At 61.6% G+C, this 23,961-nt stretch carries 23 protein-coding genes and 1 pseudogene; 13 read left to right on the forward strand and 11 right to left on the reverse strand.

Annotated features, from left to right (window positions below; genetic code table 11):
• Positions 1–46 precede the first annotated feature (46 nt).
• The 4 genes and pseudogenes from argB to coaBC form a co-directional block, all read right to left on the reverse strand.
• Positions 47–952, reverse strand: a complete 906-nt coding sequence (argB, locus tag C9990_RS00605) for an acetylglutamate kinase (RefSeq protein ID WP_065902486.1) — start codon at positions 950–952, stop codon at positions 47–49.
• Positions 953–971: 19 nt separating this feature from the next.
• Positions 972–2,393 (reverse strand): annotated as a pseudogene (locus C9990_RS00610) (phosphomannomutase/phosphoglucomutase); the annotation flags it as partial.
• Between the two features lie 241 nt (positions 2,394–2,634).
• On the reverse strand, positions 2,635–3,090 hold the full coding sequence (gene dut / locus C9990_RS00620) for a dUTP diphosphatase (RefSeq protein WP_065902484.1): 456 nt from the start codon (positions 3,088–3,090) through the stop codon (positions 2,635–2,637).
• 5 nt (positions 3,091–3,095) lie between these two features.
• On the reverse strand, positions 3,096–4,304 hold the full coding sequence (gene coaBC, locus C9990_RS00625) for a bifunctional phosphopantothenoylcysteine decarboxylase/phosphopantothenate--cysteine ligase CoaBC (RefSeq protein ID WP_010207499.1): 1,209 nt from the start codon (positions 4,302–4,304) through the stop codon (positions 3,096–3,098).
• 154 nt (positions 4,305–4,458) lie between these two features.
• Here coaBC and radC point away from each other — a divergent pair, with 154 nt between their 5' ends.
• On the forward strand, positions 4,459–5,133 hold the full coding sequence (gene radC, locus C9990_RS00630; protein WP_065902483.1) for a DNA repair protein RadC: 675 nt from the start codon (positions 4,459–4,461) through the stop codon (positions 5,131–5,133).
• Between the two features lie 101 nt (positions 5,134–5,234).
• On the opposite strand, the gene C9990_RS00635 is transcribed toward radC, so the two are convergent.
• Entirely contained in the window at positions 5,235–6,827 is a 1,593-nt protein-coding gene (locus C9990_RS00635) for an ABC transporter substrate-binding protein (protein WP_106802293.1), read from the reverse strand.
• Between the two features lie 458 nt (positions 6,828–7,285).
• Here C9990_RS00635 and rpmB point away from each other — a divergent pair, with 458 nt between their 5' ends.
• Entirely contained in the window at positions 7,286–7,519 is a 234-nt protein-coding gene (gene rpmB / locus C9990_RS00640; protein ID WP_003176907.1) for a 50S ribosomal protein L28, read from the forward strand.
• A gap of 11 nt (positions 7,520–7,530) precedes the next feature.
• Entirely contained in the window at positions 7,531–7,686 is a 156-nt protein-coding gene (gene rpmG / locus C9990_RS00645; RefSeq protein WP_003176906.1) for a 50S ribosomal protein L33, read from the forward strand.
• 71 nt (positions 7,687–7,757) lie between these two features.
• Here rpmG and C9990_RS00650 read toward each other — a convergent pair whose 3' ends face one another.
• On the reverse strand, positions 7,758–8,120 hold the full coding sequence (locus C9990_RS00650; RefSeq protein ID WP_106802294.1) for a cupin domain-containing protein: 363 nt from the start codon (positions 8,118–8,120) through the stop codon (positions 7,758–7,760).
• A gap of 230 nt (positions 8,121–8,350) precedes the next feature.
• On the opposite strand from C9990_RS00650, the gene C9990_RS00655 reads away from it, so the two are divergent.
• Together C9990_RS00655 and C9990_RS00660 are read left to right on the forward strand one after the other, a co-directional pair.
• Positions 8,351–9,844 carry an aldehyde dehydrogenase gene (locus tag C9990_RS00655; protein WP_065902478.1) on the forward strand — a complete coding sequence of 498 codons (1,494 nt, stop codon included), beginning with the start codon at positions 8,351–8,353 and terminating at the stop codon, positions 9,842–9,844.
• Between the two features lie 188 nt (positions 9,845–10,032).
• Positions 10,033–11,175, forward strand: a complete 1,143-nt coding sequence (locus tag C9990_RS00660) for an MFS transporter (protein ID WP_106802295.1) — start codon at positions 10,033–10,035, stop codon at positions 11,173–11,175.
• A 60-nt stretch (positions 11,176–11,235) separates the two neighbouring features.
• Here C9990_RS00660 and C9990_RS00665 read toward each other — a convergent pair whose 3' ends face one another.
• Positions 11,236–12,804, reverse strand: coding sequence for a phospholipase D family protein (locus C9990_RS00665; RefSeq protein WP_106802296.1), 1,569 nt, complete (start codon positions 12,802–12,804; stop codon positions 11,236–11,238).
• Positions 12,805–12,866: 62 nt separating this feature from the next.
• Positions 12,867–14,291, reverse strand: a complete 1,425-nt coding sequence (locus C9990_RS00670) for a PLP-dependent aminotransferase family protein (protein WP_106802297.1) — start codon at positions 14,289–14,291, stop codon at positions 12,867–12,869.
• A gap of 167 nt (positions 14,292–14,458) precedes the next feature.
• Between C9990_RS00670 and C9990_RS00675 the strand changes: the two genes are divergently transcribed.
• Positions 14,459–14,683 carry a DUF1127 domain-containing protein gene (locus C9990_RS00675; RefSeq protein WP_106802298.1) on the forward strand — a complete coding sequence of 75 codons (225 nt, stop codon included), beginning with the start codon at positions 14,459–14,461 and terminating at the stop codon, positions 14,681–14,683.
• Here C9990_RS00675 and C9990_RS00680 read toward each other — a convergent pair whose 3' ends face one another.
• Positions 14,684–15,976 (reverse strand): FAD-binding oxidoreductase, encoded by a 1,293-nt coding sequence (locus C9990_RS00680; RefSeq protein ID WP_106802299.1) that lies wholly within the window; start codon positions 15,974–15,976, stop codon positions 14,684–14,686. It abuts the gene before it with no gap.
• 115 nt (positions 15,977–16,091) lie between these two features.
• On the opposite strand from C9990_RS00680, the gene C9990_RS00685 reads away from it, so the two are divergent.
• Complete coding sequence (locus tag C9990_RS00685; protein ID WP_016975913.1) at positions 16,092–16,445, forward strand: YkgJ family cysteine cluster protein; 354 nt, start codon at positions 16,092–16,094, stop codon at positions 16,443–16,445.
• 98 nt (positions 16,446–16,543) lie between these two features.
• Here C9990_RS00685 and C9990_RS00690 read toward each other — a convergent pair whose 3' ends face one another.
• Entirely contained in the window at positions 16,544–17,032 is a 489-nt protein-coding gene (locus C9990_RS00690; protein ID WP_003176896.1) for an Lrp/AsnC ligand binding domain-containing protein, read from the reverse strand.
• Between the two features lie 156 nt (positions 17,033–17,188).
• Here C9990_RS00690 and dadA point away from each other — a divergent pair, with 156 nt between their 5' ends.
• The 6 genes from dadA to C9990_RS00720 all read left to right on the forward strand — a co-directional run bounded on the left by dadA (position 17,189) and on the right by C9990_RS00720 (position 23,286).
• A complete protein-coding gene (gene dadA, locus C9990_RS00695; RefSeq protein ID WP_106802300.1) occupies positions 17,189–18,490 on the forward strand; it encodes a D-amino acid dehydrogenase in 1,302 nt (433 codons plus the stop codon).
• Positions 18,462–18,815, forward strand: a complete 354-nt coding sequence (locus C9990_RS00700; RefSeq protein WP_034110260.1) for a RidA family protein — start codon at positions 18,462–18,464, stop codon at positions 18,813–18,815. The genes dadA and C9990_RS00700 overlap by 29 nt, the downstream gene beginning before the upstream one ends.
• Positions 18,816–18,895: 80 nt before the next feature.
• Positions 18,896–19,969 carry an alanine racemase gene (gene alr / locus C9990_RS00705; RefSeq protein WP_106802301.1) on the forward strand — a complete coding sequence of 358 codons (1,074 nt, stop codon included), beginning with the start codon at positions 18,896–18,898 and terminating at the stop codon, positions 19,967–19,969.
• A gap of 116 nt (positions 19,970–20,085) precedes the next feature.
• On the forward strand, positions 20,086–20,634 hold the full coding sequence (locus C9990_RS00710) for a cupin domain-containing protein (RefSeq protein ID WP_003176893.1): 549 nt from the start codon (positions 20,086–20,088) through the stop codon (positions 20,632–20,634).
• Positions 20,635–20,816: 182 nt separating this feature from the next.
• Positions 20,817–21,227 carry a cytochrome c5 family protein gene (locus C9990_RS00715; RefSeq protein WP_106802302.1) on the forward strand — a complete coding sequence of 137 codons (411 nt, stop codon included), beginning with the start codon at positions 20,817–20,819 and terminating at the stop codon, positions 21,225–21,227.
• Between the two features lie 136 nt (positions 21,228–21,363).
• A complete protein-coding gene (locus tag C9990_RS00720; protein ID WP_106802303.1) occupies positions 21,364–23,286 on the forward strand; it encodes an acetyl-CoA hydrolase/transferase C-terminal domain-containing protein in 1,923 nt (640 codons plus the stop codon).
• 57 nt (positions 23,287–23,343) lie between these two features.
• Here the strand turns inward: C9990_RS00720 and C9990_RS00725 are convergent, their stop codons facing one another.
• Complete coding sequence (locus C9990_RS00725; protein WP_003195447.1) at positions 23,344–23,916, reverse strand: xanthine phosphoribosyltransferase; 573 nt, start codon at positions 23,914–23,916, stop codon at positions 23,344–23,346.
• Between the last annotated feature and the right edge of the window lie 45 nt (positions 23,917–23,961).

The raw sequence follows: 23,961 nt of genomic DNA on the forward strand, positions 1-23,961 counted from the left end.
AAAAAGCCCCGCTCAATTCGATTGAGCGGGGCTTTTTTGTTTTTGCTTAAGGACGCTTGCGGTTACTGATCAGCGTGCCCATGCCGGTATCGGTGAAGATTTCCAGCAGTACCGCGTTCGGAACCCGGCCATCGATGATCAACGAGCTGCCCACGCCGCCTTGCACCGCTTCCAGTGCGCAGCGGATCTTCGGCAGCATGCCGCCGTAGATGGTGCCGTCAGCGATCAGGTCGTCGACCTGTTGGGTGGTCAGGCCGGTCAATACCTTGCCTTCCTTATCCAGCAGGCCGGCGATGTTGGTCAGCAGCATCAGCTTTTCAGCCTTGAGTGCCTCTGCCACTTTACCGGCTACCAGGTCGGCGTTGATGTTGTAGGACTCGCCATTGGCGCCCACACCGATCGGTGCGATCACCGGAATGAAGTCGCCCTTGACCAGCAGGTTCAGCAGGTCGGTGTTGATGCCGATCACTTCGCCCACTTGGCCGATGTCGATGATTTCCGGCTGTGTCATTTCCGGCGTCTGGCGGGTCACCGTCAGTTTTTTCGCGCGGATCAGCTCCGCGTCCTTGCCGGTCAGGCCGATGGCGCTGCCGCCGTGGCGGTTGATCAGGTTGACGATGTCCTTGTTGACCTGGCCACCGAGGACCATCTCCACCACGTCCATGGTCTGCGCGTCAGTGACACGCATGCCATCGATGAAGTGACTCTCGATCGACAAGCGCTTGAGCAGGTCGCCGATTTGCGGGCCGCCGCCGTGGACCACTACCGGGTTGATCCCCACGGCTTTCATCAACACGATGTCGCGGGCAAAGCCGGTTTTCAGCTCGTCGCTTTCCATGGCATTGCCGCCGTACTTGATCACCAGCGTCTTGCCGACATAGCGTCGGATGTAAGGCAACGCTTCGGACAGGACCTTGGCAGTATTGGCAGCGGCTTCGCGTTCGAGGGTCATTCAGGGCTCCGGTAAAAAATCAGAACGGTAATTGGAGATCAGGGGCAACACGTTTCAACTGGGCGTGGAACACGTCCTTGATGCGCTGCAACTCAGCCTCGGTATCCGCCTCGAAGCGCAACACCAGCACCGGTGTGGTGTTGGATGCGCGCACCAGGCCCCAGCCTTTGGCGTAATCGACTCGCACACCATCAATGGTGGTCAGGTTGGCGCCTTCACCCCATTGCGCATCGTGCAGTGCGTCAATGATGCTGAATTTGCTCTCCTCGGTCACATGGATATTGATCTCTGGCGTAGAAATATCGTTCGGGAAGGTCTCAAACAGCCCTTGCGCGGTGGATTTTTCCTTGCTGAGGATCTCCAGCAGGCGCGCAGCACTGTAAATGCCGTCGTCAAAGCCGAACCAGCGTTCCTTGAAGAATACGTGACCGCTCATTTCGCCGGCCAACAGGGCGCCGGTTTCCTTCATTTTCTTTTTGATCAACGAATGACCGGTCTTCCACATTAGCGGGCGGCCGCCATATTCCTTGATCAGCGGGGTGAGACGGCGGGTGCACTTGACGTCGAAAATGATCTCGGCGTTGGGATTGCGCGCCACCACGTCACGGGCGAAGAGCATCAGCAGGCGGTCCGGGAACACGATTTCGCCGGTTTCGGTCACCACGCCTACGCGGTCGCCGTCGCCGTCGAAGGCCAGGCCGACGTCGGCGCCGGTTTCCTTGACCTTGGCGATCAGGTCGACCAGGTTTTCAGGCTTGCCGGGGTCCGGGTGGTGGTTGGGGAAGTGGCCGTCGACATCGCAGAACAGCGGGATCACTTCGCAGTTCAGGGCTTCGAGCAGTTGCGGGGCGATCACGCCGGCTGCACCGTTGCCGCAGTCCACCACGACTTTCAGGCGGCGCGCGAGTTTGACGTCGCGGGTGATTTCATCGGAGTAGCGCTGGAGGATGTCGACCCGGGTGATGCTGCCTTTGCCGCTGGTCAGGTCGTTGGTCTTCAGGCGCTGATGCAGGGCCTGGATCTGTTCGTTGGCGAGGGTGTCGCCCGCGATGACGATTTTGAAACCGTTGTAGTCAGACGGGTTATGGCTGCCGGTCAGCATCACGCCGGACTTGCCGGCCAGCACGTTGGCGGCGTAGTACAGCGCAGGCGTGGGCACCAGGCCGACGTCGCTGACATGGCAGCCGCTGTCGGCCAGGCCCTGGATCAGTTGCTCCACCAGCTCCGGGCCGGACAGGCGACCGTCACGGCCGACCGAAACATTGGGCTCACCCTGGGCCAGGCTCTGGGAGCCGATGGCGCGGCCGATCCAGTAGGCGGTTTCGGCGGTCAGGGTCTTGGGCACTACGCCACGGATGTCATAGGCGCGAAAGATGCTGTCGGGGAATGTCGGGGCTACTCGGGCTGCGGTACTCATCGCGGGGGGAAACTCCATCTGAAGGGGGCAAGGCTGGCCTTAAAGTGGCGGACCGGCAGGCTCAAACTGAAGGGTATGACGGTGTTTTCGGCAGAGAGTTCGTGGTGCAAAAATGCCATCGGCGCTTGCGATTCGACTGTTATGTGCCGTAATACATTGATTTCAAAAGGGAAATCTTGATGATTAAATCCGCGCATTCTTCGTCCTGAAAAGCCTTGCGGTGGGCGTCGAGCCGGGCAGTGACGCCCGGCCAGAATCAGCTTAGTCAGTGACTGCCGGAATGCCCAAACCCCCCTGCGCCACGTTGTGTTTCATCGAATTGCTCAACCAGTTCGAAATGCGCCTGCACCACGGGCACCAGCACCAGTTGGGCAATGCGCTCGCCGACCGCGATGTTGAACGCAGTCTGGCCACGGTTCCAGCACGACACCATCAGCTCGCCCTGGTAGTCGGAGTCGATCAGGCCGACCAGGTTACCCAGCACGATCCCGTGTTTGTGGCCCAGGCCGGAACGCGGCAGGATCAGCGCCGCCAGGCCTGGGTCGCCGACGTAGATCGACAGGCCGGTGGGAATCAGAATGGTCTGGCCCGGCTCGAGGACGGTGTCTTCCTTGAGCATGGCGCGCAGGTCCAGGCCGGCGGAGCCCGGGGTGGCGTAGGCCGGCAGTGGGAAATCGGTGCCGATGCGTGGGTCGAGGATCTTGGCTTGCAAAGCGTGCATGGAAATTAAACCTGGTTCAGCCGTTGGGCGATAAAAGAGATCAGTTGGCGGGCAATCTTGCCCTTGCTGGTCTGGGCGAAAACGGTGGCGTGCAACTCGCGGTCGATCACGCTGATGGCATTTTCCTCGCTGTTGAAGCCGATGCTCGGGTTGGCGACATCATTGGCAACGATCAGGTCGAGGTTTTTGTCTTTCAGTTTGCGTGCGGCGTAGTCCAGCAGGTGCTCGGTCTCGGCGGCAAAGCCGACGCTGAACGGACGGTCCGCACGCGTGGCGATGGTGGCCAGGATGTCCGGGTTACGCACCATTTGCAGGAGCAGGCCGTCGCCGCTCGTAGGGTCTTTCTTGAGCTTTTGCGGGGCGACGACTTCCGGGCGGTAGTCTGCAACCGCAGCGGAAGCGATAAACAAATCACAGGGAATGGCCGCCTCGCAGGCCGCCAGCATGTCCCGCGCGCTGACTACGTCGATTCGCGTGACGCGATCGGGGGTCGGCAAATGCACCGGGCCGGTGATCAGGGTGACGCGTGCGCCTGCCTCGACCGCGGCTTCGGCCAGTGCGAAGCCCATTTTTCCTGAGCTATGGTTAGTGATGTAGCGCACCGGGTCGATGTTTTCCTGGGTCGGGCCGGCGGTGATCAACACGTGCTTGCCGGTCAGGGCCAGGTGCTGGAAGCACTCGGCGGCGCACAGCGCCAGGTCAGTGGCTTCGAGCATGCGGCCCATGCCGACGTCGCCGCAGGCCTGGCTGCCGGAGGCCGGGCCGAACACCTTGAGGCCACGGCTTTGCAGGAGTTGAGTATTGGCTTGGGTGGCCGGGTCGCGCCACATGGCCTGGTTCATGGCCGGGGCGATGGCGACGGTGGCGTCGGTGGCCAGTACCAGGGTGGTCAGCAGGTCATCGGCGATGCCCTGGGCCAGGCGGGCGATCAGGTCGGCAGTGGCCGGGGCGATCAATACCAGGTCGGCCCATTTGGCCAGCTCGATATGGCCCATGGCAGCTTCGGCCGCCGGGTCCAGCAGGTCCAAGTGAACCGGGTGCCCGGACAAGGCCTGCATGGTCAGCGGAGTGATGAACTCACTGCCGCCGCGGGTCATGACCACGCGCACTTCGGCGCCCTGGTCCAGGAGCCGGCGGACCAGCTCTGCGCTCTTGTAGGCGGCAATGCCGCCGCCGACGCCGAGAACGATGCGTTTCCGATACAGACGCTGCATTGGTTTGCCTTTCCAGTTCAGTGATGCCAGTTCAGTGACGCGTGCGATGCCCCCTCCCCAGGTGAAATCGCATGCAAAAAAGAGGGCCTACGATAACACAGCGCCTGCCGTGCAACAGCGGCGTACATGTGGCGCACAGGGAGAGGGAGGTGAGATGAGTATTCGCGATTGGCCATTGGCAGAACGGCCGCGGGAGAAACTTCTGGAGTGGGGGGCGGCGAGTCTGTCCGACGCCGAGTTGCTGGCAATCTTCCTGCGGACCGGGGTTTCCGGCAGGAGTGCAGTGGACCTGGCGCGCCATCTGTTGGCGCAATTTGGCGGCCTGCGCCCGCTGCTGGAAGCCAGCCAGACGCTGTTCAGTCAGCATCTGGGCCTCGGCCCGGCGAAGTTTGCGCAATTGCAGGCTGTGCTGGAAATGTCCCGACGGCATCTGGCCGAGCGGCTGCGCAGCGACTCGGTGCTGGAAAATCCGGTGGCGGTGCGCGATTACCTCAAGGCCCTGTTGCGTCATGAGCCCCACGAGATCTTCGGCTGCCTGTTCCTGGATTCAAAGCACCGGGTGCTGGGTTTCGAGGCGCTGTCCCAGGGCACTATCGACGCCGCGACCGTTTATCCCCGGCAGGTGGTGAAGCGCGCCCTGGCGTACAACGCTGCGGCCTTGATCTTGTGCCACAACCATCCATCGGGGAGCGTGGAACCCAGCGCGGCTGATCGAAAATTGACCAAGCTGCTGCAAAAAGCCCTGGAAGTGGTGGATGTGCGGGTGCTGGATCACATCATCGTGGGCGATGGTGACCCACTGTCGATGGCCGAATATGGATGGATGTAAGTGCTTTCAGCAGGAGCCGGCGTGCTGGTGATGACATCCGCAAAATCACCAGGGATTTAACGGACGCCATCGTCGGCAACTCGGCTTCTACAAGAGGATGGTCAAGGTTTCACGCTGACCTTGGAGAAATCCTGGCGCCCGAACGGGCTCACCTGGTATCCCTCGACGTTCTTGCGCGCCAGGGCAAATGCCGTCGGGTGTGCCAGTGGTAGCCACAGTGCCTGCTGCTGGATCTGTGCCTGGGCCTGCTGATACAGCTTGCTGCGCACGCCTTGCTCGTTGGTGGTCTTGCCGGCGCTGATCAGCTTGTCCAGCGCCGGGTCGCAGTAGCGGGCGAAGTTGGTGCCGGATTTTACCGCCGCGCACGAGAACTGCGGGGTCAGGAAGTTATCCGGGTCGCCGTTGTCGCCGGCCCAGCCCATGAACAGCAGGTCGTGCTCGCCGGCCTTGGCGCGGCGAATCAGTTCGCCCCATTCGATCACGCGAATCTCGGCCTGGATGCCGACCTTAGCCAGGTCAGCCTGCAGCAATTGCGCGCCGAGGTTAGGGTTGGGGTTCAGCAGGCTGCCGGTGGGGCGTGTCCAGATCGTGGTCTTGAAGCCGTCCTTGAGGCCGGCGCGATCCAGCAGTGCCTTGGCCTTGGCGAGGTCCTGTGGATAACCCGGCAGATCCTTGGCGTAGCTCCAGGTGTTGGGCGGGTAGGGGCCGTTGGCGGCTTCGGCGGTGCCTTCAAACACGGCCTTGAGGTAGCTGGCCTTGTCGAAGGCCAGGTTGATCGCCTGGCGCACTTCGGGCTTGTCCAGCGGTGGGTGCTGGCTGTTGATGGCGACGAAGGCGGTCATGAAGGCGGCAGTCTTTTCTACCTTGAGTGCGGGATCCTTCTCGGCCTTGCCGACATCCAGGGGCTTGGGCGACAGGGCGATCTGGCATTCATCGCGATGCAATTTCTGCAGGCGCACGTTGGCGTCAGGGGTAATGGCGAAGATCAAGTTATCCACAGCCGGTTTGCCGGCGAAGTAGTCCGGGTTGGCCTTGTAGCGCACCACGGCGTCTTTCTGGAAACGGCTGAAGATAAACGGGCCGGTACCGATTGGCTGGCTGTTGAGTTTTTCCGGGGTGCCGGCCTTGAGCAGTTTGTCGGCGTATTCGGCCGGGTAGATAGAGGCAAAGCCCATGCTCAGGGCAGCGAGGAAGGTGGAGTCGGCGTGGTCCAGGGTAAAGCGCACGGTCAGCGGGTCGAGGGCGTCGATCTTCTTCACCAGCGTGGGCAATTGCAGGGACTGCGCATGCGGGAAACCGCTCTGGGCGATCTGGTGCCATGGGTTGGCCGGGTCGAGCATGCGCTCGAAGCTGAAACGCACGTCTTCGGCGGTCAGTGTGCGGCTTGGGGTGAAGTAGTCGGTGCGATGGAATTTCACCTCCGGGTGCAGCTTGAACGTGTAGGTCAGGCCGTCTGGCGAGACTTCCCAGCTGTCCGCCAGGCTGGGCACCAGTTTGCCGCTGGCGGCGTCGTAGTCCACCAGGCGGTTCATCAGCACGTCGGCCGAGGCGTTGGTGGTGGTCAACGAGTTGTATTGCACCACATCGAACCCTTCGGGGCTGGCCTCGGTGCAGACGCTCAGGTTGCTGGCGGCAGAAGCCAGCGGCGCGATAAATAGAGGGGCTAGCAATAGCGGTAGGGCAGCGAGGCGCATGTTCGGTTTCCTTTGCAGATCGAAGGCCCATCTGCGAGTGCAGTCTGGAAAAGTCCTACCGTAGTGGTCTGCCGGATAAATGACTAGCCCATTTTTGCCTGTGCTTTTGCCTCAAATGCTGTTTTGATGGCGCCTCAGCGCGTTTCGTCGTGCGCTTTGCCGCGCGCAATGCCGCTGTAAATCATTCTGTGCGACGAGCGGTCGGCTGTTGCAGCGGCCCCTCCTGGCAACGGTTCGGGCGTCTGTCGCCGAGATTTACGCCGGGAAAAACACACGGGCTGTTGTTGCACTGGGGTCTTTCTGGTATAAAGCAGCGCTCTTTTCTAGGGGCCCGGTTCCTTCGCTTGTAGGTGTAGCCGGTAAGACCCTAAAGAAACGCGGCGCCTGGCGCCAAATGACTGAGAGATTAAGCGGCCAACCCATGCCGGGTTGGGCATGTGGTTTTAGAGGGCTGAGGCATGTCGAGAGTCTGTCAAGTTACCGGTAAGGGTCCGGTGACTGGGAATAACATTTCCCACGCAAATAACAAAACCCGTCGTCGTTTCCTGCCGAACCTGCAGCATCACCGCTTCTGGGTTGAAGAAGAGAAACGTTTTGTACGCCTGCGCGTATCCGCCAAAGGCATGCGCATCATCGACAAGCGTGGCATTACTGTCGTGCTGGCCGAAATCCGCGCCGCTGGCAAGATCTAAGGAGCTCTATCATGCGTGAATTGATTCGAATGATCTCTAGCGCCGGTACTGGTCACTTCTACACTACCGACAAGAACAAGCGTACTACCCCGGACAAGCTCGAAAAGAAAATGTTCGACCCGCGCGTTCGCAAGCACGTGATCTACAAAGAAGGCAAAATCAAGTAATTGATTTTCCTCCTTGTGAAAAAGCCCGTATCTCACGATACGGGCTTTTTTTTTGCCTCGGATTTGCCGGATCAGGCTTTCTGCTCGAACACCACGTAGATCTTGCGGCACGGCTCCAGCACTTCCCAAGTGCCGCTGAAGCCGGCGGGGATCACGAATCGGTCGCCGGCGCGCAAGGTCTTGGCGTTGCCCTCGGCATCGCGCAACACGGAAACACCCTGCACGATCTCGCAGTACTCGTGCTCGGTGTAGTTGACCTTCCATTGTCCGACGTCACCTTCCCAAACCCCGGCACTCATCTGGCCGCACGGGCTGTTGTAGTGGTTGTAGATCGTTTGTTCGGGGTCGCCCTTGAGGATTTTTTCCGCGGCGGGGCGGTAGCGGTCTGGGGCGGTATTGGCCTGGCTGAAGTCGACGATGTCCTGGATGCTCATGTGCGTGTCCCGTCTGGCCTGCGGTTGGAGAGCCCAAAGTCTATGTTTATTAAAATGAACATCGCAAGGGCGTTTACCGGCGTTATGTCAAATATATTGAAACATCCCCAGCCGCTGGTTTAGGGTGGTAGCCGCCTTGAGCCGAACAGCAGGCTGGCCGGGCAAGAATTCTTTGAGGCTGCCGGGGGACATCACCTGGCCCTTGTATTCAATAAGAGGAGGACACTCGCATGACCACCCTGACCCGTGCCGACTGGGAACAACGCGCCAAGGATCTGAAGATCGAAGGTCGCGCCTACATCAACGGCGAATACACCGCCGCCGCTTCCGGCGACACCTTCGAATGCATCAGCCCGGTCGATGGCCGCCTGCTGGCCACCGTTGCCAGCTGTGACGTCGCCGACGCCCAGCGTGCGGTAGAAAATGCCCGCGCCACCTTCAATTCCGGTGTGTGGTCGCGCCTTGCGCCGGCCAAGCGCAAAGCCGCGATGATCCGTTTCGCCGCGCTGCTCAAGGACAATGCCGAAGAGCTGGCGCTGCTCGAAACCCTCGACATGGGCAAGCCCATCAGTGACTCCCTCGGCATCGACGTGCCCGGCGCTGCCAACGCGCTGAGCTGGAGCGGCGAGGCGATCGACAAGATCTACGACGAAGTCGCCGCCACCCCGCACGATCAACTGGGCCTGGTGACCCGCGAGCCAGTGGGCGTGGTCGGTGCCATCGTGCCGTGGAACTTCCCGCTGATGATGGCCTGCTGGAAACTCGGCCCGGCGCTGTCCACCGGTAACTCGGTCATCCTCAAGCCGTCCGAAAAATCCCCGCTGACCGCCATTCGCATCGCCGCCCTGGCCGTTGAAGCCGGTATCCCGAAAGGCGTTTTCAACGTGCTGCCGGGCTACGGCCATACCGTGGGCAACGCGCTGGCGCTGCACATGGACGTCGACACCCTGGTGTTCACCGGTTCCACCAAGATCGCCAAGCAGCTGTTGATCCGCTCCGGCGAGTCGAACATGAAGCGCGTGTGGCTGGAAGCCGGTGGCAAGAGCCCGAACATCGTGTTTGCCGATGCGCCGGACCTGCAAGCCGCCGCCGAATCCGCCGCCGGGGCGATCGCCTTCAACCAGGGCGAAGTCTGCACCGCGGGTTCGCGCCTGCTCGTCGAGCGCTCCATCAAGGATAAATTCCTGCCACTGGTGATCGAGGCCCTCAAAGGCTGGAAGCCGGGCAATCCGCTGGACCCGGCGACCAACGTCGGCGCATTGGTGGACACCCAGCAGATGAACACCGTGCTCTCGTACATCGAAGCCGGCCATGCTGACGGCGCCAAGCTGGTGGCGGGCGGCAAGCGCACCCTGGAAGAAACCGGCGGCACCTACGTCGAACCGACGATTTTCGACGGTGTGACCAACGCCATGAAGATCGCCCAGGAAGAAATTTTCGGCCCGGTGCTCTCGGTGATCACCTTCGACAGCGCTGAAGAGGCGATCGCCATCGCCAACGACACCCAATACGGCCTGGCCGCAGCGGTGTGGACGGCGGATATCTCCAAGGCGCACCTGACTGCCAAAGCGCTGCGCGCCGGTAGCGTGTGGGTCAACCAGTACGATGGCGGCGACATGACTGCGCCATTTGGTGGCTTCAAGCAGTCGGGCAATGGTCGCGACAAGTCGCTGCACGCGTTCGACAAGTACACCGAGCTGAAGGCGACCTGGATCAAGCTGTAAGCCTGTAGGCAACACCGCCGGCCAAATGTGGGAGCCGGCTTGTGTAGGCGCTGGCTTGCCGGCGATAGCATCACCTCGGTGCAACTGAAAAACCGAGGTGCCTGCATCGCGGGCGAGCCCGGCTCCCACATAAGCCCGCTCCCACGCTGCTTTGTGTGAACTCGAAAATTATCCACAGGAGCGTGGACATGCGTTGGGCGACTTACTTCGCCGTGCTGGCCTCGGTGCTCAGCGTCGGCCTGGCGCTGGGCGTGAGCATGCCGTTGGTATCGCTGCGCCTGGAGGGCTGGGGTTATGGCAGTTTTGCCATCGGCGTGATGGCGGCGATGCCGGCCTTCGGCGTGCTGCTGGGTGCGAAAGTCTCCAGCCGGTTGGCCGCGTGGCTGGGCACCGCCAACCTGATGCGCCTGTGCCTGTGGGCCGGCGCGGTGTCTATCGGCTTGCTGGCGATACTGCCCAGCTATCCGGTGTGGCTGGTGCTGCGCCTGATGATCGGGGTGATCCTAACCATCGTGTTCATTCTCGGTGAAAGCTGGATCAACCAGTTGGTGGTGGAGCAGTGGCGCGGTCGCCTGGTGGCCCTGTATGGCTGCAGTTATGCCTTGAGCCAACTGTCGGGGCCGTTGCTGCTGGGCCTGATTGGCACAGACCATGACTACGGTTTCTGGGTCGGCGTCGGCTTGTTGATGGTCGCGCCGTTGTTGTTGCTGGGGCGCTCCGGCGCGCCGACCGCCGAGTCGTTCAGCGTGACCTTCGGCGACCTGTGGCGCTTCTGCCTGAGCCTGCCGGCGATTGCCTGGGCGGTGGCACTGTTCGCCGCCTTCGAGGCGATGATTCTCACCCTGCTGCCGGTGTATTGCCTGCAGCAGGGCTTCACTGCCGAGATTGCCCTGGCAATGGTCAGCACGGTGGTGGTCGGCGATGCGTTGCTGCAGTTGCCCATCGGCGCGTTGGCCGATTACCTGCCACGGCGCACGCTGTTCCTGGGTTGTGCGCTGCTGTTGCTGGTTTCGAGCCTGGCGGTTCCGCTGTTGATGCACACGCCGCTGATCTGGCCGGTGTGGGTGCTGTTCGGGGCGAGTGCCGGTGGGTTGTTCACGCTGTCGCTGATTCTGATCGGCGAGCGCTACCGCGATGACGCGCTGGTGCGCGCCAATGCCCACGTGGCGCAATTGTGGGGGATCGGATGCCTGATCGGCCCTCTGGTGGCCGGTGCCGGCAGCCAGTGGATCAGCGGGCATGCACTGCCGTTGCTGATGGCGGCGGGCTCGCTGGGCCTGGTCGTGCTGTTGCTGCGTCAAGGCGCATTCGGCGCCGCACAACCGGCCTGACTTGAAATGCATTCACCGTAGGCGCTGGCTTGCCAGCGACCACAGTTGATCTGTGTCGTTTTAGAGCATGCGTTCCAGCCCCACCGAGGTGGCGAACCAGGCATTGAAGCGACGCCACCAACTGCCGGGTTCTTCGGTGATTGTGTGTAACTGGCCGTTATCTTCGGTCACCCACACCACGTTGCCGTCCTGCAGTTTCGCCTCATAGCTCAAGGCTGGGGCCATGCCTTGCAGCGCCAGGTTGCGCACGTGCTCCGCCAGTTCGGGGCTGTCGACCAGCACGCCGACTTCGGTGTTCCACAGCACTGAGCGCGGGTCGAAATTGAACGAGCCGATAAACGACTTCTCGCGATCGAAGATCATCGCCTTGCTGTGCAGGCTGGAGTCCGAGCCGCGAAAGGTGCCGCGTCGGAACAGGTGCGGCCCACTGCCTGCGCTCGGGTCGCCCGGTTGGCGGCGCAATTCATAGAGTTTCACCCCATGCTCCAGCAGCGCCTTGCGGTAGGGCGCGTAGCCGCCATGCACGGCGGGCACGTCGGTGGCTTCCAGGGAGTTGGTGAGCAGGCTCACCGACACGCCGGCGTCGGCGCGCCCGGTCAGGTACACCAGGCCCGGTTGCCCCGGCACGAAGTACGCCGAAATCATCATCAGCTCGTGATTGACGCCCTCCAACTCCGGCGCCAGCTGTGTGGTGAGCAGCAATCGCGGGTCCGGATCGGCCTTGGCCAATACCTTGCTCGGTGCGTCCCACAGCGCCTGGTTCCAGGCCCAGATCAGCTCGCGGCGCCAGGTGTCCATGCGCGGTTGGGTCTGGTAGGTGCGCAAGCGGTTGTACAGCGCGTGATTCTGCTGGCGCGACTCGGCCAGGGAGTCTTGCAGGCGTACACGGGCAGCGGCCAGGTCGCCTTTGGACGGCGTGTTGGCGACAAAGTCGTCGATGGGCTTGCTCAGCGCGCTGTTCCAGTACTGGTCGAAGCTGTGGCCGAGTTGCTCGGCCACCGGCCCGACGCTGAGCATGTCGATGTCGGTGAAGTTCAGGTTGGGCTCGGCATCGAAATACTCATCGCCCAGGTTGCGCCCGCCAACGATGGCCACGCTGTTATCTGCCAGCCACAGTTTGTTGTGCATGCGCCGGTGTTGCAGCGACAGGTTGAACAGCCGCCCCATGGCCCGCGTCACACCGGTGCTGCGCCCCAGGTGCAGGGGGTTGAACAGGCGGATCTCGATCTTGGGATGAGCGGCGAGGGTGGCAATGATCTGGTCGAGGCCGTCGCTGGTGGTGTCGTCGAGCAGGATGCGCACGCGTACGCCACGGTCGGCGGCCTTGAGCAGTTCATCCACGAGCATCCGCGTGCTGATGCCGTCGTGGACAATGTAGTACTGCAGGTCGAGGCTGGTCTGGGCATTGCGGATCAGCTCGGCGCGGGCCATGAACGCTTCGCTGCTGTTGGGCAGCAGGCGAAAGCCGGAGCGACCTTGATAGGGCGCCGCCTGGGCCTGGATCGAGCGGCCAAAGGAAGACTGCGCAGCGGGCAGGGCATCGCTGGGGATGCGCGGGGAATCGATGGTTGCGCAGCCGCCCAGCGTCAAGGCGCCCAGCAGTAAAAACGGTAAAAGCCGTCGAATCATCAAGGGCACTGCTTCCAGGTCAGGGCGGTTGTGGGTATATGACGGCTATTTTCGGTGAAAGGTCAGTCTGCAACCTCGGCAAGCATCTTGATTGCGGCGGCACCGACTTTGCGTACCGCTTCTTCGATCTGCGGGGTTGGCTTGGCAGCGTAGTTCATGCGCAGGCAATTGCGGTACTTGCCGGACGCAGAAAAGATACTGCCTACCGCCACCTGTACGCCTTGTTCCATCAGGACGCGGTTGAGCTTCAACGTATCGAAGCCTTCCGGCAGCTCGACCCACAGCATGAAGCTGCCTTGCGGGCGGCTGGCGCGGGTACCCGCCGGGAAATAACGACTGACCCAATCAAGCATCAAGTCGCGATTGCGCTGGTATTGGGTGCGCATCCGCCGCAAATGCGGTTCGAAATGGCCGCCCTTGAGAAACTCTGCAATCGCAATCTGCGGCTGGGTGGCGGTGGAGCCGGTGCTGATGTATTTCATGTGCAGCACCCGCTCGAGGTAGCGTCCCGGCGCGACCCAGCCAATGCGCAGGCCCGGCGCGAGGGTTTTCGAGAACGAGCTGCACAGCAGCACGCGGCCGTCTTCGTCGAAGGATTTGATGGTGCGCGGGCGCGGGTAGCTGTAGGCCAGTTCGCCATACACATCGTCTTCGATGATGGCCACGTCGAAACGCTGGGCCAGGGTCAGCAACGCCCGTTTGCGCGCCTCGGGCATGATGTAGCCGAGCGGGTTGTTGCAGTTGGGGGTCAGTTGGATGACCTTGATCGGCCACTGCTCCAGCGCCAGTTCCAGGGCTTCGAGGCTGATCCCGGTGAGCGGGTCGGTGGGGATTTCCAGGGCTTTCATGCCCAGGCCCTTGAGGGTCTGCATGGCGCCGTGAAAGCTCGGCGAGTCCACTGCGACGATGTCGCCCGGCTCGCAGATCGCGTGGATGCTGGCCGACAGCGCTTCATGGCAGCCGGTGGTGATCACGATGTCTTCGGCGGTGAGTTGGCAGCCGGAGTCCAATGACAGCCGCGCAATCTGCGCGCGCAGCTCCATACAGCCAAGGATGTTGTCGTAATACAGGCCTGGCAGATCCTGGCGCCGGCTGACGCGTGCAAGGCTGCGCAGCAGTGGCTTCAGGGTGGGCGACAATACATCCGGCAAGCCGCGACCCATCTGTATGACATCTTTGCGCGGTACTGCGCGAATCAGCTCGAGCACCTGGTCCCACTGGGAAATCTCCACCGGCCGTTGGGCTGGGCGACCGATCTCGGGCAAGGCCGGCAGCTCACGGCTGACCGGTACAAAGTAGCCGGACTTGGGCTTGGGCATGGCCAGGCCGTTGTCTTCGAGCATCCGATACGCCTGCTGCACGGTGCTCAGGCTGACTCCATGTTCGACGCTCAAGGCCCGCACGGAGGGCAGTCGATCACCGGGGCGATAGAAGCCTTGCTCGATGCGCGTGCCCAGCAATTCGGCGAGATTGATGTAAAGCGTCATGGCGGTCGCTCCCGGGAGACCAGTACAGATACGGGGAAAATACAGGATTCAGCCGCGCATAGGCAGTGTCTGTATGGATTTAATAAAAGTTGGTTGAATCTGTAATGGTTTTGCCCGCTCACCCATTCTAGTCACTCAATGGCAACAGGCAATTGAGGGGCAAGACAATGAACGGCATGAGCGATGTGCGACTGATGTTACACAGTCAGGAATTGCAGGCAGGGCAGGAGCGGGCGACGGCGCCGCGCGATATCAATCGCTGGAGTCTGTTCTGGCACCGCCGCCACACGCGCAAGGCCTTGCTGCACCTGACCCGCGAGCAATTGCGGGATGTCGGATTGTCTGCTGAACAGGCGCGCCAGGAAGGGTTGAAACCGTTCTGGCGGGATTGATCAGAGCAGCTCTTTGAAGCGATGCCAGAGCATGCCCAGCGCCAGCAGCGGCGAGCGCAAGTGCTTGCCGCCGGGGAAGGTGATGTGCGGCACCTGGGCGAACAGATCGAAACGCGCCTGTTGCTGGCCGCTGATGGCCTCGGCCAATAGCTTGCCCGCCAGGTGCGTGGCGTTGAGGCCGTGGCCCGCGTAGGCCTGGGCGTAATACACATTGGGTTGATCGGCGAGCCGGCCGATCTGCGGCAGGCGGTTGGCGCCGATACCGATCATGCCGCCCCACTGGTAATCGATGTTCGCCTCGGCCAGCTGGGGGAACACTTGCAACATCTTCGGTCGCATATAGGCGCCGATATCGTTGGGATCGCGTCCGGAATAGTGGCAGGCACCGCCGAACAGCAGGCGACGGTCGGCGGACAGGCGGAAGTAATCCACCGTCACGCGTTGGTCACACACCGCCATGTTCTGTGGCAACAGCTCGGCGGCCTGGGCTTCGCTCAACGGCTCGGTGGCGATGATGTAGCTGCCGGCGGGCAACACTTTGCCGCTCAAGTGGGGGTTGAGGCCATTGAGGTAGGCATTGCAGGCCAGTACCAGGGTCTTGGCGCGTACATTGCCGTGGGCGGTGTGAACGTTGACTTCAGGGCCGTAGTCGATCCGCGTGACTTCGGACTGCTCGAACAGCTTCACGCCCAATTGCTGCGCGGCGGCGGCTTCACCCAGCGCCAGGTTCAACGGGTGCAGATGGCCGGAGCCCATGTCGATCATGCCGCCCACGTAGCGTTCGGAGCCGATCACACTGCCCATTTCGCCGGCTTGCAGCAGGCGCACCTCGTGGCGATAGCCCAGGCTGCGCAGTTCTTCGGCGTCTTCGGCAAGGCCTTGCAGGTCCCGGGGTTTGTTGGCCAAGTCGCAGTAGCCCCAGGTCAGGTCGCAGGGGATCTGGTAGCGCTCGACGCGTTCACGCACGATTTCCACGGCTTCCAGGCCCATCAGCTTTATCTGGCGCACGCCGTCGCTGCCGATGATCGGGGTGAATTGCTCCAGGCCGTGGCCGACGCCGCGAATCAGCTGGCCGCCATTGCGCCCACTGGCGCCCCAGGCGATCTTGCGCGCTTCCAGCAACACCACGCTGAAGCCGCGCTCGGCCAGCTCCAGGGCGGTGTTGAGCCCGGAGAAACCACCGCCGACCACGCACACATCGGCGCGCACATCACCCGTCAACACCGGGTAATCGGGCTGCGGCACGCTGCTGGCGGCGTAGTAGGAATTGGTGTGCCGGGCGCTGGCAGTCATCGGGAGCATCCCTGTTTGGAAAATTTGACGCAGGATACAGCGGTCGGACGAAGCTGTCTGCGCAGGGCGTTTTGCGTCAGAATCCACGCCTATTCGCCGTTCGGTACGTGTTTCGATGAGTTGCAACAGTCAGAAAATCAGCGCGCTGCGTCGACAGATTCCTTCGTTCGAGTGTGTCCCCGGTTGCCATGATTGCTGTGGGCCGGTGACGACTTCGCCCGAGGAAATGTCGCGCCTGCCACGCAAGACCGCCGCCGAGCAGGACGCGGCCATGGATGAGCTGAACTGTGTGCACCTGGGCCCCAATGGCTGCACCGTGTATGACGAGCGCCCGCTGATCTGTCGCCTGTTCGGCACGACGAAGACCTTGCCATGCCCGAATGGGCGGCGGCCGGTGGAGCTGATTCACCCGCGGGTCGAGAAGCAGATCCACGAATACATGGCGAGCACCCGGCAGGTGCTGGTGTAACCCGATCAAGCGGTAGACGCAGGCCTGGCGATGAAGATATTGACGCTAGAATCGCCATCGCCGACAAGCCGGCGCGTACAGTGATCTGCGCTGTGAGGTCAGTCCGGGATCGGCAGGTTCAGGCTCTCTTTCACCTCTTCCATCACGATATAGCTCTTAGACTCCCGCACGTGGGGCAGCTTGAGCAGGATATCGCCGAGCAATTTGCGGTACGAGGCCATCTCGGAAATCCGCGCCTTTACCAGGTAGTCGAAGTCGCCTGACACCAGGTGGCATTCCAGCACGTGGGGCAGTTTCAGCACGGCGCGGCGGAACTCTTCAAAGGTATCGCCGGACTTGTAATCCAGGCTGATCTCGACAAATACCAGCAAACTCCCCTTCAAATGCTGCGGATTGAGTCGTGCGTTGTAGCCCATGATGATCCCTTCACGCTCCAGCCGACGAACCCGCTCGGTGCACGGCGTGGTCGACAGCCCGACCTTTTCTCCCAGCTCCGTGAACGAAATACGCCCATCGGTCTGCAGGATGCGCAGGATATTGCGGTCGATCTTGTCCAGCTCCCGCTTGGTCTGGGTGTTGGTACGCATAGGGGATACGCCTCTGTGAAAAGGGTTTTTGCCGAGAATTGTCGCCAAATATAGGCATTTATATAGTGAAATGCACTGGCGATTGCTTTTTATACTGCGCCCATCATTGCTCGAATAACACACGTCAGCGGCTAAGCCCGTGATGAGGATATAAAAATGCGCGTTCTGGTCTTGGGTAGCGGCGTCATTGGTGTGACCAGTGCCTACTATTTGGCTCGGGCCGGTTTCGAGGTGGTTGTCGTCGACCGCCAGCCCGCCGCGGCCATGGAGACCAGTTTCGCCAACGCCGGCCAGGTGTCCCCAGGTTATGCGTCGCCATGGGCCGCACCGGGCGTGCCGCTCAAGGCCATCAAGTGGCTGCTGCAGCGCCACGCGCCCCTGGCCATCAAGGCCACCGCCGATATCGATCAATACCTGTGGATGGCGCAGATGCTGCGCAATTGCACCGCCAGCCGTTATGCGGTGAACAAAGAGCGCATGGTCCGCCTGTCCGAGTACAGCCGCGATTGCCTCGACGAATTGCGCGCCGAGACCGGCATTGCCTACGAAGGCCGCAGCCTGGGGACTACCCAGCTGTTCCGCACCCAGGCCCAGTTGGATGGGGCTGCCAAGGACATCGCGGTCCTCAAGGAGTCTGGCGTTCCGTTCGAACTGCTCGATCGCGCCGGCATTGCCCGCGTTGAGCCCGCCCTGGCCAGCGTCACCGATATCCTCGCCGGTGCCCTGCGCCTGCCGAACGACCAGACTGGCGACTGCCAGATGTTCACGACGCGCCTGGCCGACATGTGCAAGCAGTTGGGTGTGGAGTTCCGTTTTGAACAGGACATCCAGCGCCTCGACTACGCCGGCGACCGCATCAACGGCGTCTGGATCGACGGCAAGCTGGAAACGGCCGACCGCTACGTGCTGGCGCTGGGCAGCTACTCGCCGAAGTTGCTCAAGCCGTTGGGGATCAAGGCCCCGGTGTACCCGCTCAAGGGTTACTCGCTGACCGTGCCGATCACCAATCCGGCAATGGCCCCGACTTCGACCATTCTCGACGAGACCTACAAGGTCGCGATCACCCGTTTCGACAACCGCATCCGCGTCGGCGGCATGGCTGAAATAGCCGGTTTTGACCTGTCGCTTAACCCGCGTCGGCGCGAAACCCTGGAGATGATCGTCAACGACCTTTATCCTCAGGGCGGCAATTTGACCGAAGCCACATTCTGGACCGGCCTGCGCCCGACCACCCCCGACGGCACGCCGATTGTCGGTGCCACCCCGTTCAAGAACCTGTTCCTGAATACCGGCCACGGCACCCTCGGCTGGACCATGGCCTGTGGTTCCGGTCGTTTGCTGGCTGATTTGATGGCGAAGAAAACGCCGCAAATCAGCGCCGAAGGTCTCGATATTTCCCGTTATGGCAACCACCAGGAGTCCGCAAAACATGTCAATCCAGCGCCAGCTCACCAATGAGCGCATGAGCCAGATCGTCGTTCACAGCGGTACCGTGTATCTGGCCGGGCAAGTCGGCGACGACATGAATGCCGGGATTGAACAGCAGACCCGTGAAACCCTGGCCAATATCGAGCGGCTGCTCGACCTGGCCGGTACCGACAAGACCAAGCTGCTGTCGGTGACGATTTACCTGAAGGACATCGACGCCGATTTCGCCGGCATGAATGCGGTATGGGACAAGTGGCTGCCCAAAGGCGTCGCTCCGGCCCGTGCCACGGTTGAGGCGAAGCTGTGCGAGCCGCAAATCCTGGTCGAGCTGTCCGTCGTGGCCGCGCTGCCTTAAACAACGATCCCTCTCCCGGTGCCGAAGTGGTTGGTCGGTGCCGGTTTTTTCTTCACTCTGCCGCCTAGAAGCCTGCCGCCATGCGTCCTGCCCGTGCCCTGATCGACCTTGAAGCCCTGCGCCACAACTACCAATTGGCCCGTGAAGTGACCGGGGCAAAAGCCCTCGCCGTGGTCAAGGCGGATGCCTATGGCCATGGCGCCGTTCGCGTTGCCCAGGCGTTGGAAGCCGAGGCGGATGGGTTTGCCGTGGCGTGCATCGAGGAGGCATTGGAGCTGCGCGCTGGCGGCATTCGTGCGCCGGTGTTGCTGCTCGAAGGTTTTTTTGAAGCCGACGAGTTGCCGCTGATCATCGAGCACGATTTCTGGTGCGTGGTGCATTCGCTGTGGCAATTGGAGGCAATCGAACAGGCCGTGTTGAGCAAGCCGCTCACCGTGTGGCTCAAGCTGGATTCGGGCATGCACCGCGTCGGCCTGCATCCCAAGGATTACCACGAGGCCTACCAGCGCCTGCTGGCCAGCGGCAAAGTGGCCAAGATTGTATTGATGAGCCACTTCGCCCGCGCCGATGAACTCGATTGCGTGCGCAGCAATGAACAAGTAGCGGTGTTCGACGCGGCGCGCCAGGGCTTGTCGGCCGAGGTCAGCCTGCGCAACTCGCCGGCGGTGATGGGTTGGCCGAATGTCTCCAGCGATTGGGTACGCCCGGGCATCATGCTCTACGGCGCGACGCCGTTTGGCGAAAACCAGGCCATCGCCGCGCGTTTGCAGCCGGTGATGACCCTGGAATCCAAAGTCATCTGCGTGCGCGAGCTGCCAGCCGGCGAGCCGGTGGGCTATGGCGCCAAGTTCATCACGCCAAAACCGATGCGCATCGGCGTGGTCGCCATGGGTTACGCCGATGGCTACCCGCGCCATGCGCCGACCGGTACGCCGGTGCTGGTGGCAGGGCAGCGCACTCAGTTGCTGGGGCGCGTGTCCATGGACATGCTGTGCATCGACCTCACCGACGTGCCTGAAGCGGGCCTGGGTTCCACGGTGGAACTGTGGGGTAAAAACATCCTCGCGAGTGATATCGCGACCGCCGCCGAGACCATTCCCTACCAGATCTTCTGCAACCTGCGTCGGGTGCCAAGGCTCTATTCCGGCGCTTGATCGCACGCTACGAACGCCGCTGCCCGGGATTTAGGCCCAAGTGTTGTAAATACTGAACGCTGTCGCCATGATAACGCTCAACTACAACAAAGCCTGAATCCTAGGAGGCACCTGCATTGGACGTCGGCGAACGACTGCAATCCATCCGTAAACTGAAGGGTCTTTCCCAGCGTGAGCTCGCCAAGCGCGCGGGTGTCACCAACAGCACCATTTCGATGATCGAAAAAAACAGTGTCAGCCCCTCGATCAGCTCCTTGCGCAAGGTGCTGGGCGGCATCCCCATGTCGATGGTCGAGTTCTTTTCCGAGGAGATCCTCCAGGAAATACCGACGCAGATCGTCTATAAAGCCAATGAGCTGATCGACATCTCTGACGGCGCCGTCACCATGAAACTGGTCGGCCGCGCACACCCGAGCCGGGCCATTGCCTTTCTCAACGAAATCTACCCGCCGGGCGCCGACACGGGCGAAGAAATGCTCACCCACGAAGGCGAAGAAACCGGGATTCTGGTGGAAGGTCGCCTGGAACTGGTGGTCGGTCTTGAAACTTTTGTGCTCGAAGCCGGCGATAGCTACTACTTTGAAAGCACCAAGCCGCATCGTTTTCGCAACCCGTTCGACGTGCCGGCGCGACTAATCAGCGCAGCCACACCCGCGAACTTTTAACAATAGAGGCGCCCTGCCAGCGTTGCAGAGGTTCCCGTGGCAGTATTCCGTGAGGCTGAATCTCCCTTTGTTTAATAGGGTTGTTTCGGCCAGACGGGCTAACCGTTATACTTTCGCCGCCTGCGAAACCGTGGCCGCAGGCGTGAATAGCCACCATTGAGGGTGAACGCGTGAACCTAATTATGAAAATGCTGGCTGCACCAGCAACCGTACTGGCCCTATGGGCTGTCAGCGCTCAAGCTGCGACCAATGATGAAATTGCCAAACGCCTGGAGCCGGTCGGCCAAGTCTGCGTCCAGGGCCAGGAATGCAAAGGGATGGAAGTGGCGGTAACCGCTGGCGGAGGCGCTGCGAAGACGCCGGACGACATCATTGCCAAGCACTGCAACGCCTGCCACGGCACCGGCCTGTTGGGCGCGCCGAAGATTGGCGACACCGCGGCCTGGAAAGAACGTGCCGATCACCAGGGCGGCCTTGATGGCATCCTGGCCAAGGCCATCACCGGCATCAACGCCATGCCGCCTAAAGGCACCTGCGCGGATTGCACGGATGACGACCTGAAGGGCGCGATCAAGAAGATGTCCGGCCTGTAACCGCCGATCTTCGCCAAAAATGCCGCTTACGAGCGGCTTTTTTGTGCCTGCAATTTGTGTTTCGAGTCTGGTCTTTGCAGCAAAGACCCGCCACTCTCTGTCCAACCCCTAATCATGGAATGTTCAGGAGGGTCGGATGGTGCAGTTGTGTTCAATCGAGCAAGCAGTTGACGACGTACTGGCGCGCTTGCCGGCGCATATCCACATGGGCATGCCCCTTGGGCTGGGCAAGCCGAACCTGTTTGCCAATGCCTTGTACCGGCGCATCGCCAAGTTGCCGGACCGAGCGCTGACGATCTACACCGCGCTGAGCCTGGGCCGCCCGACCTTGGGCGACGGCCTGCAGAAGCGTTTTCTCGAACCCTTCATCGAACGCGTGTTTGGCGATTACCCTGAGTTGGACTTCCTCGCCGACCTGCAGAAGGACAGCCTTCCAAAAAATATCCACGTGCAGCAGTTCTTCATGCAGCCCGGCAGCCTGCTTCACAGCACCTCGGCCCAAGAGGATTACGTCAGCAGCAACTACAGCCATGCGGCCCGCGACATCAACGCCGCCGGCCTGAACCTGGTGGCGCAACTGGTGGCGAGCAGCGCCGAACACCCTGATCGCCTGAGCCTGAGCTGCAACCCCGATATCACCCTCGACCTGTTGCCGATGATCGCCAAGCGCCGCGCCGCCGGGGAAACCATCCTGGTGGTCGGTCAGGTGCACAGCGATTTGCCCTACATGCCCGGTGATGCCGAGTTGGGCATGGACGAATTTGACTACCTGCTCGACGAAAAGGACAACACCACGCTGTTCTCCACGCCGAACATGCCGGTGGGGTTCCAGGATCACTTTATCGGCCTGCATGCCAGCACCCTGGTACGTGATGGTGGCACCTTGCAGATCGGCATCGGCTCGATGGGCGATGCGCTGACGGCTGCGCTGTTGGCGCGCCAGGCCGACAACGAGTCCTACCGCTTGCTGCTGACGGATCTGGATGTGTACCAGTGGGCGCCCCTGATCAGCCATGAAGGCGGCGTCGATCCGTTCGCCCGTGGCCTTTATGGCTGCAGCGAAATGTTCGTCAACGGCTTGCTGGTGCTGGCTGACGCCGGGATCGTGCGGCGCAAGGTGTACCCGGATGTGGCGACCCAGGAGCAGGCCAATGCCGGCCTGATCGATGATGCCGCGCAGCCCGACGGTGTGTCGATCCATGGCGGGTTCTTCCTCGGGCCGCGTAGTTTTTACCAGCGCCTGCAGGAAATGACCCACGCCAAGCGCCTGGAATTCAACATGACCCGCATCAGCTACATCAACGAGCTGTATGGCCAGGAAGACCTCAAGCGCCTGCAGCGCCAGGACGCGCGGTTTATCAACAGCGCGATCATGGTGACGTTGCTCGGCGCCGGGGTGGCGGACCAGTTGGAAGATGGCCGCGTGCTCAGCGGCGTCGGCGGGCAGTACAACTTCGTGGCCCAGGGGCATGCGCTGGAAGGCGCGCGTTCGATCCTGATCCTGCGCAGCTGGCGCGAGTCGGCGGGGGAGGTCAGTTCGAATATCGTCTGGGAGTATGGCCACTGCACGATTCCGCGGCACCTGCGCGATATCGTCATTACCGAGTACGGCATTGCCGACCTGCGCGGTCAGACCGATGCCAAGGTGATCGAGGCCTTGCTCAACATCACTGACTCACGTTTCCAGGCTGACTTGATCGAGCAGGCGCAAAAGGCCGGCAAGTTGCCCAAGGATTTCGAGCTGGACCCGCGTTTCAGCGATAACACGCCGGAGCGCCTCAAGGCCATCCAGGCACGGCATCGTCGGCTGTTTCCGGAATATCCGCTGGGCAGTGACTTCACGGACGAGGAGCGGGACCTGCTGCGGGCATTGAATTGGCTCAAGAGCAAATTCAAGCTGACGGAGATCCTGGAGCTGGGCAAGGCGGCGTTGGACGCGCCGGAGCCGGAGGCGTTTCCCAAGCATCTGCAGCGGATGCGCCTGGATCAGCCGGAGGGGCTGAAAGAAGATTTGTATCAGCGCTTGCTGCTGGCCGGCCTACAAGCCACCGCGCACTAAAGCCCGTCACAAACCTACTGTAGGAGCCGGCAAGCCGGCTCCTACACGGTTTTGCGATTATTCGATGAAGGTGACCACACCACCGGCGAGGGATTTGACCCGTGCCAGGGATTCCACTCGGTATCCCTGCGCATCCAGCTCCGCACGGCCGCCCTGGAACGACTTCTCGATCACAATCCCCAAGCCGGCCACGGTGGCGCCGGCCTGCTTGATGATCGAAATCAGCGCCTGGGACGCCTTGCCGTTGGCCAGGAAGTCATCGATCACCAGCACGCGGTCGCTGCTGGTGAGGTGACGCGGCGAGATCGCGACGGTGCTTTCGGTTTTCTTGGTGAAGGAATACACCGTCGCCGACAGCAGGTTTTCGGTCAAGGTCAGTGATTGCTGCTTGCGCGCGAAGATCACCGGTACGCCGAGGTTCAGCCCGGTCATGATCGCCGGGGCGATGCCGGAGGCTTCGATGGTGACGATCTTGGTGATGCCCGAGTCCTTGAACAGCGCGGCGAATTCGTCGCCGATCAGTTTCATCAGCGCCGGGTCGATCTGGTGGTTCAGAAAAGCGTCGACCTTGAGTACCTGATCGGAAAGCACGATGCCTTCTTCGCGAATTTTCTTGTGCAGTGCTTCCACGGAAAGCTTCCTCTAATGGCGCGTTGTGCGCCGAAAGTAGATTAA

Source organism: Pseudomonas sp. S5D5, assembly GCF_003013355.1.
In the GTDB taxonomy this organism is placed as follows: Bacteria; Pseudomonadota; Gammaproteobacteria; order Pseudomonadales; family Pseudomonadaceae; genus Aquipseudomonas; species Aquipseudomonas aylmerensis.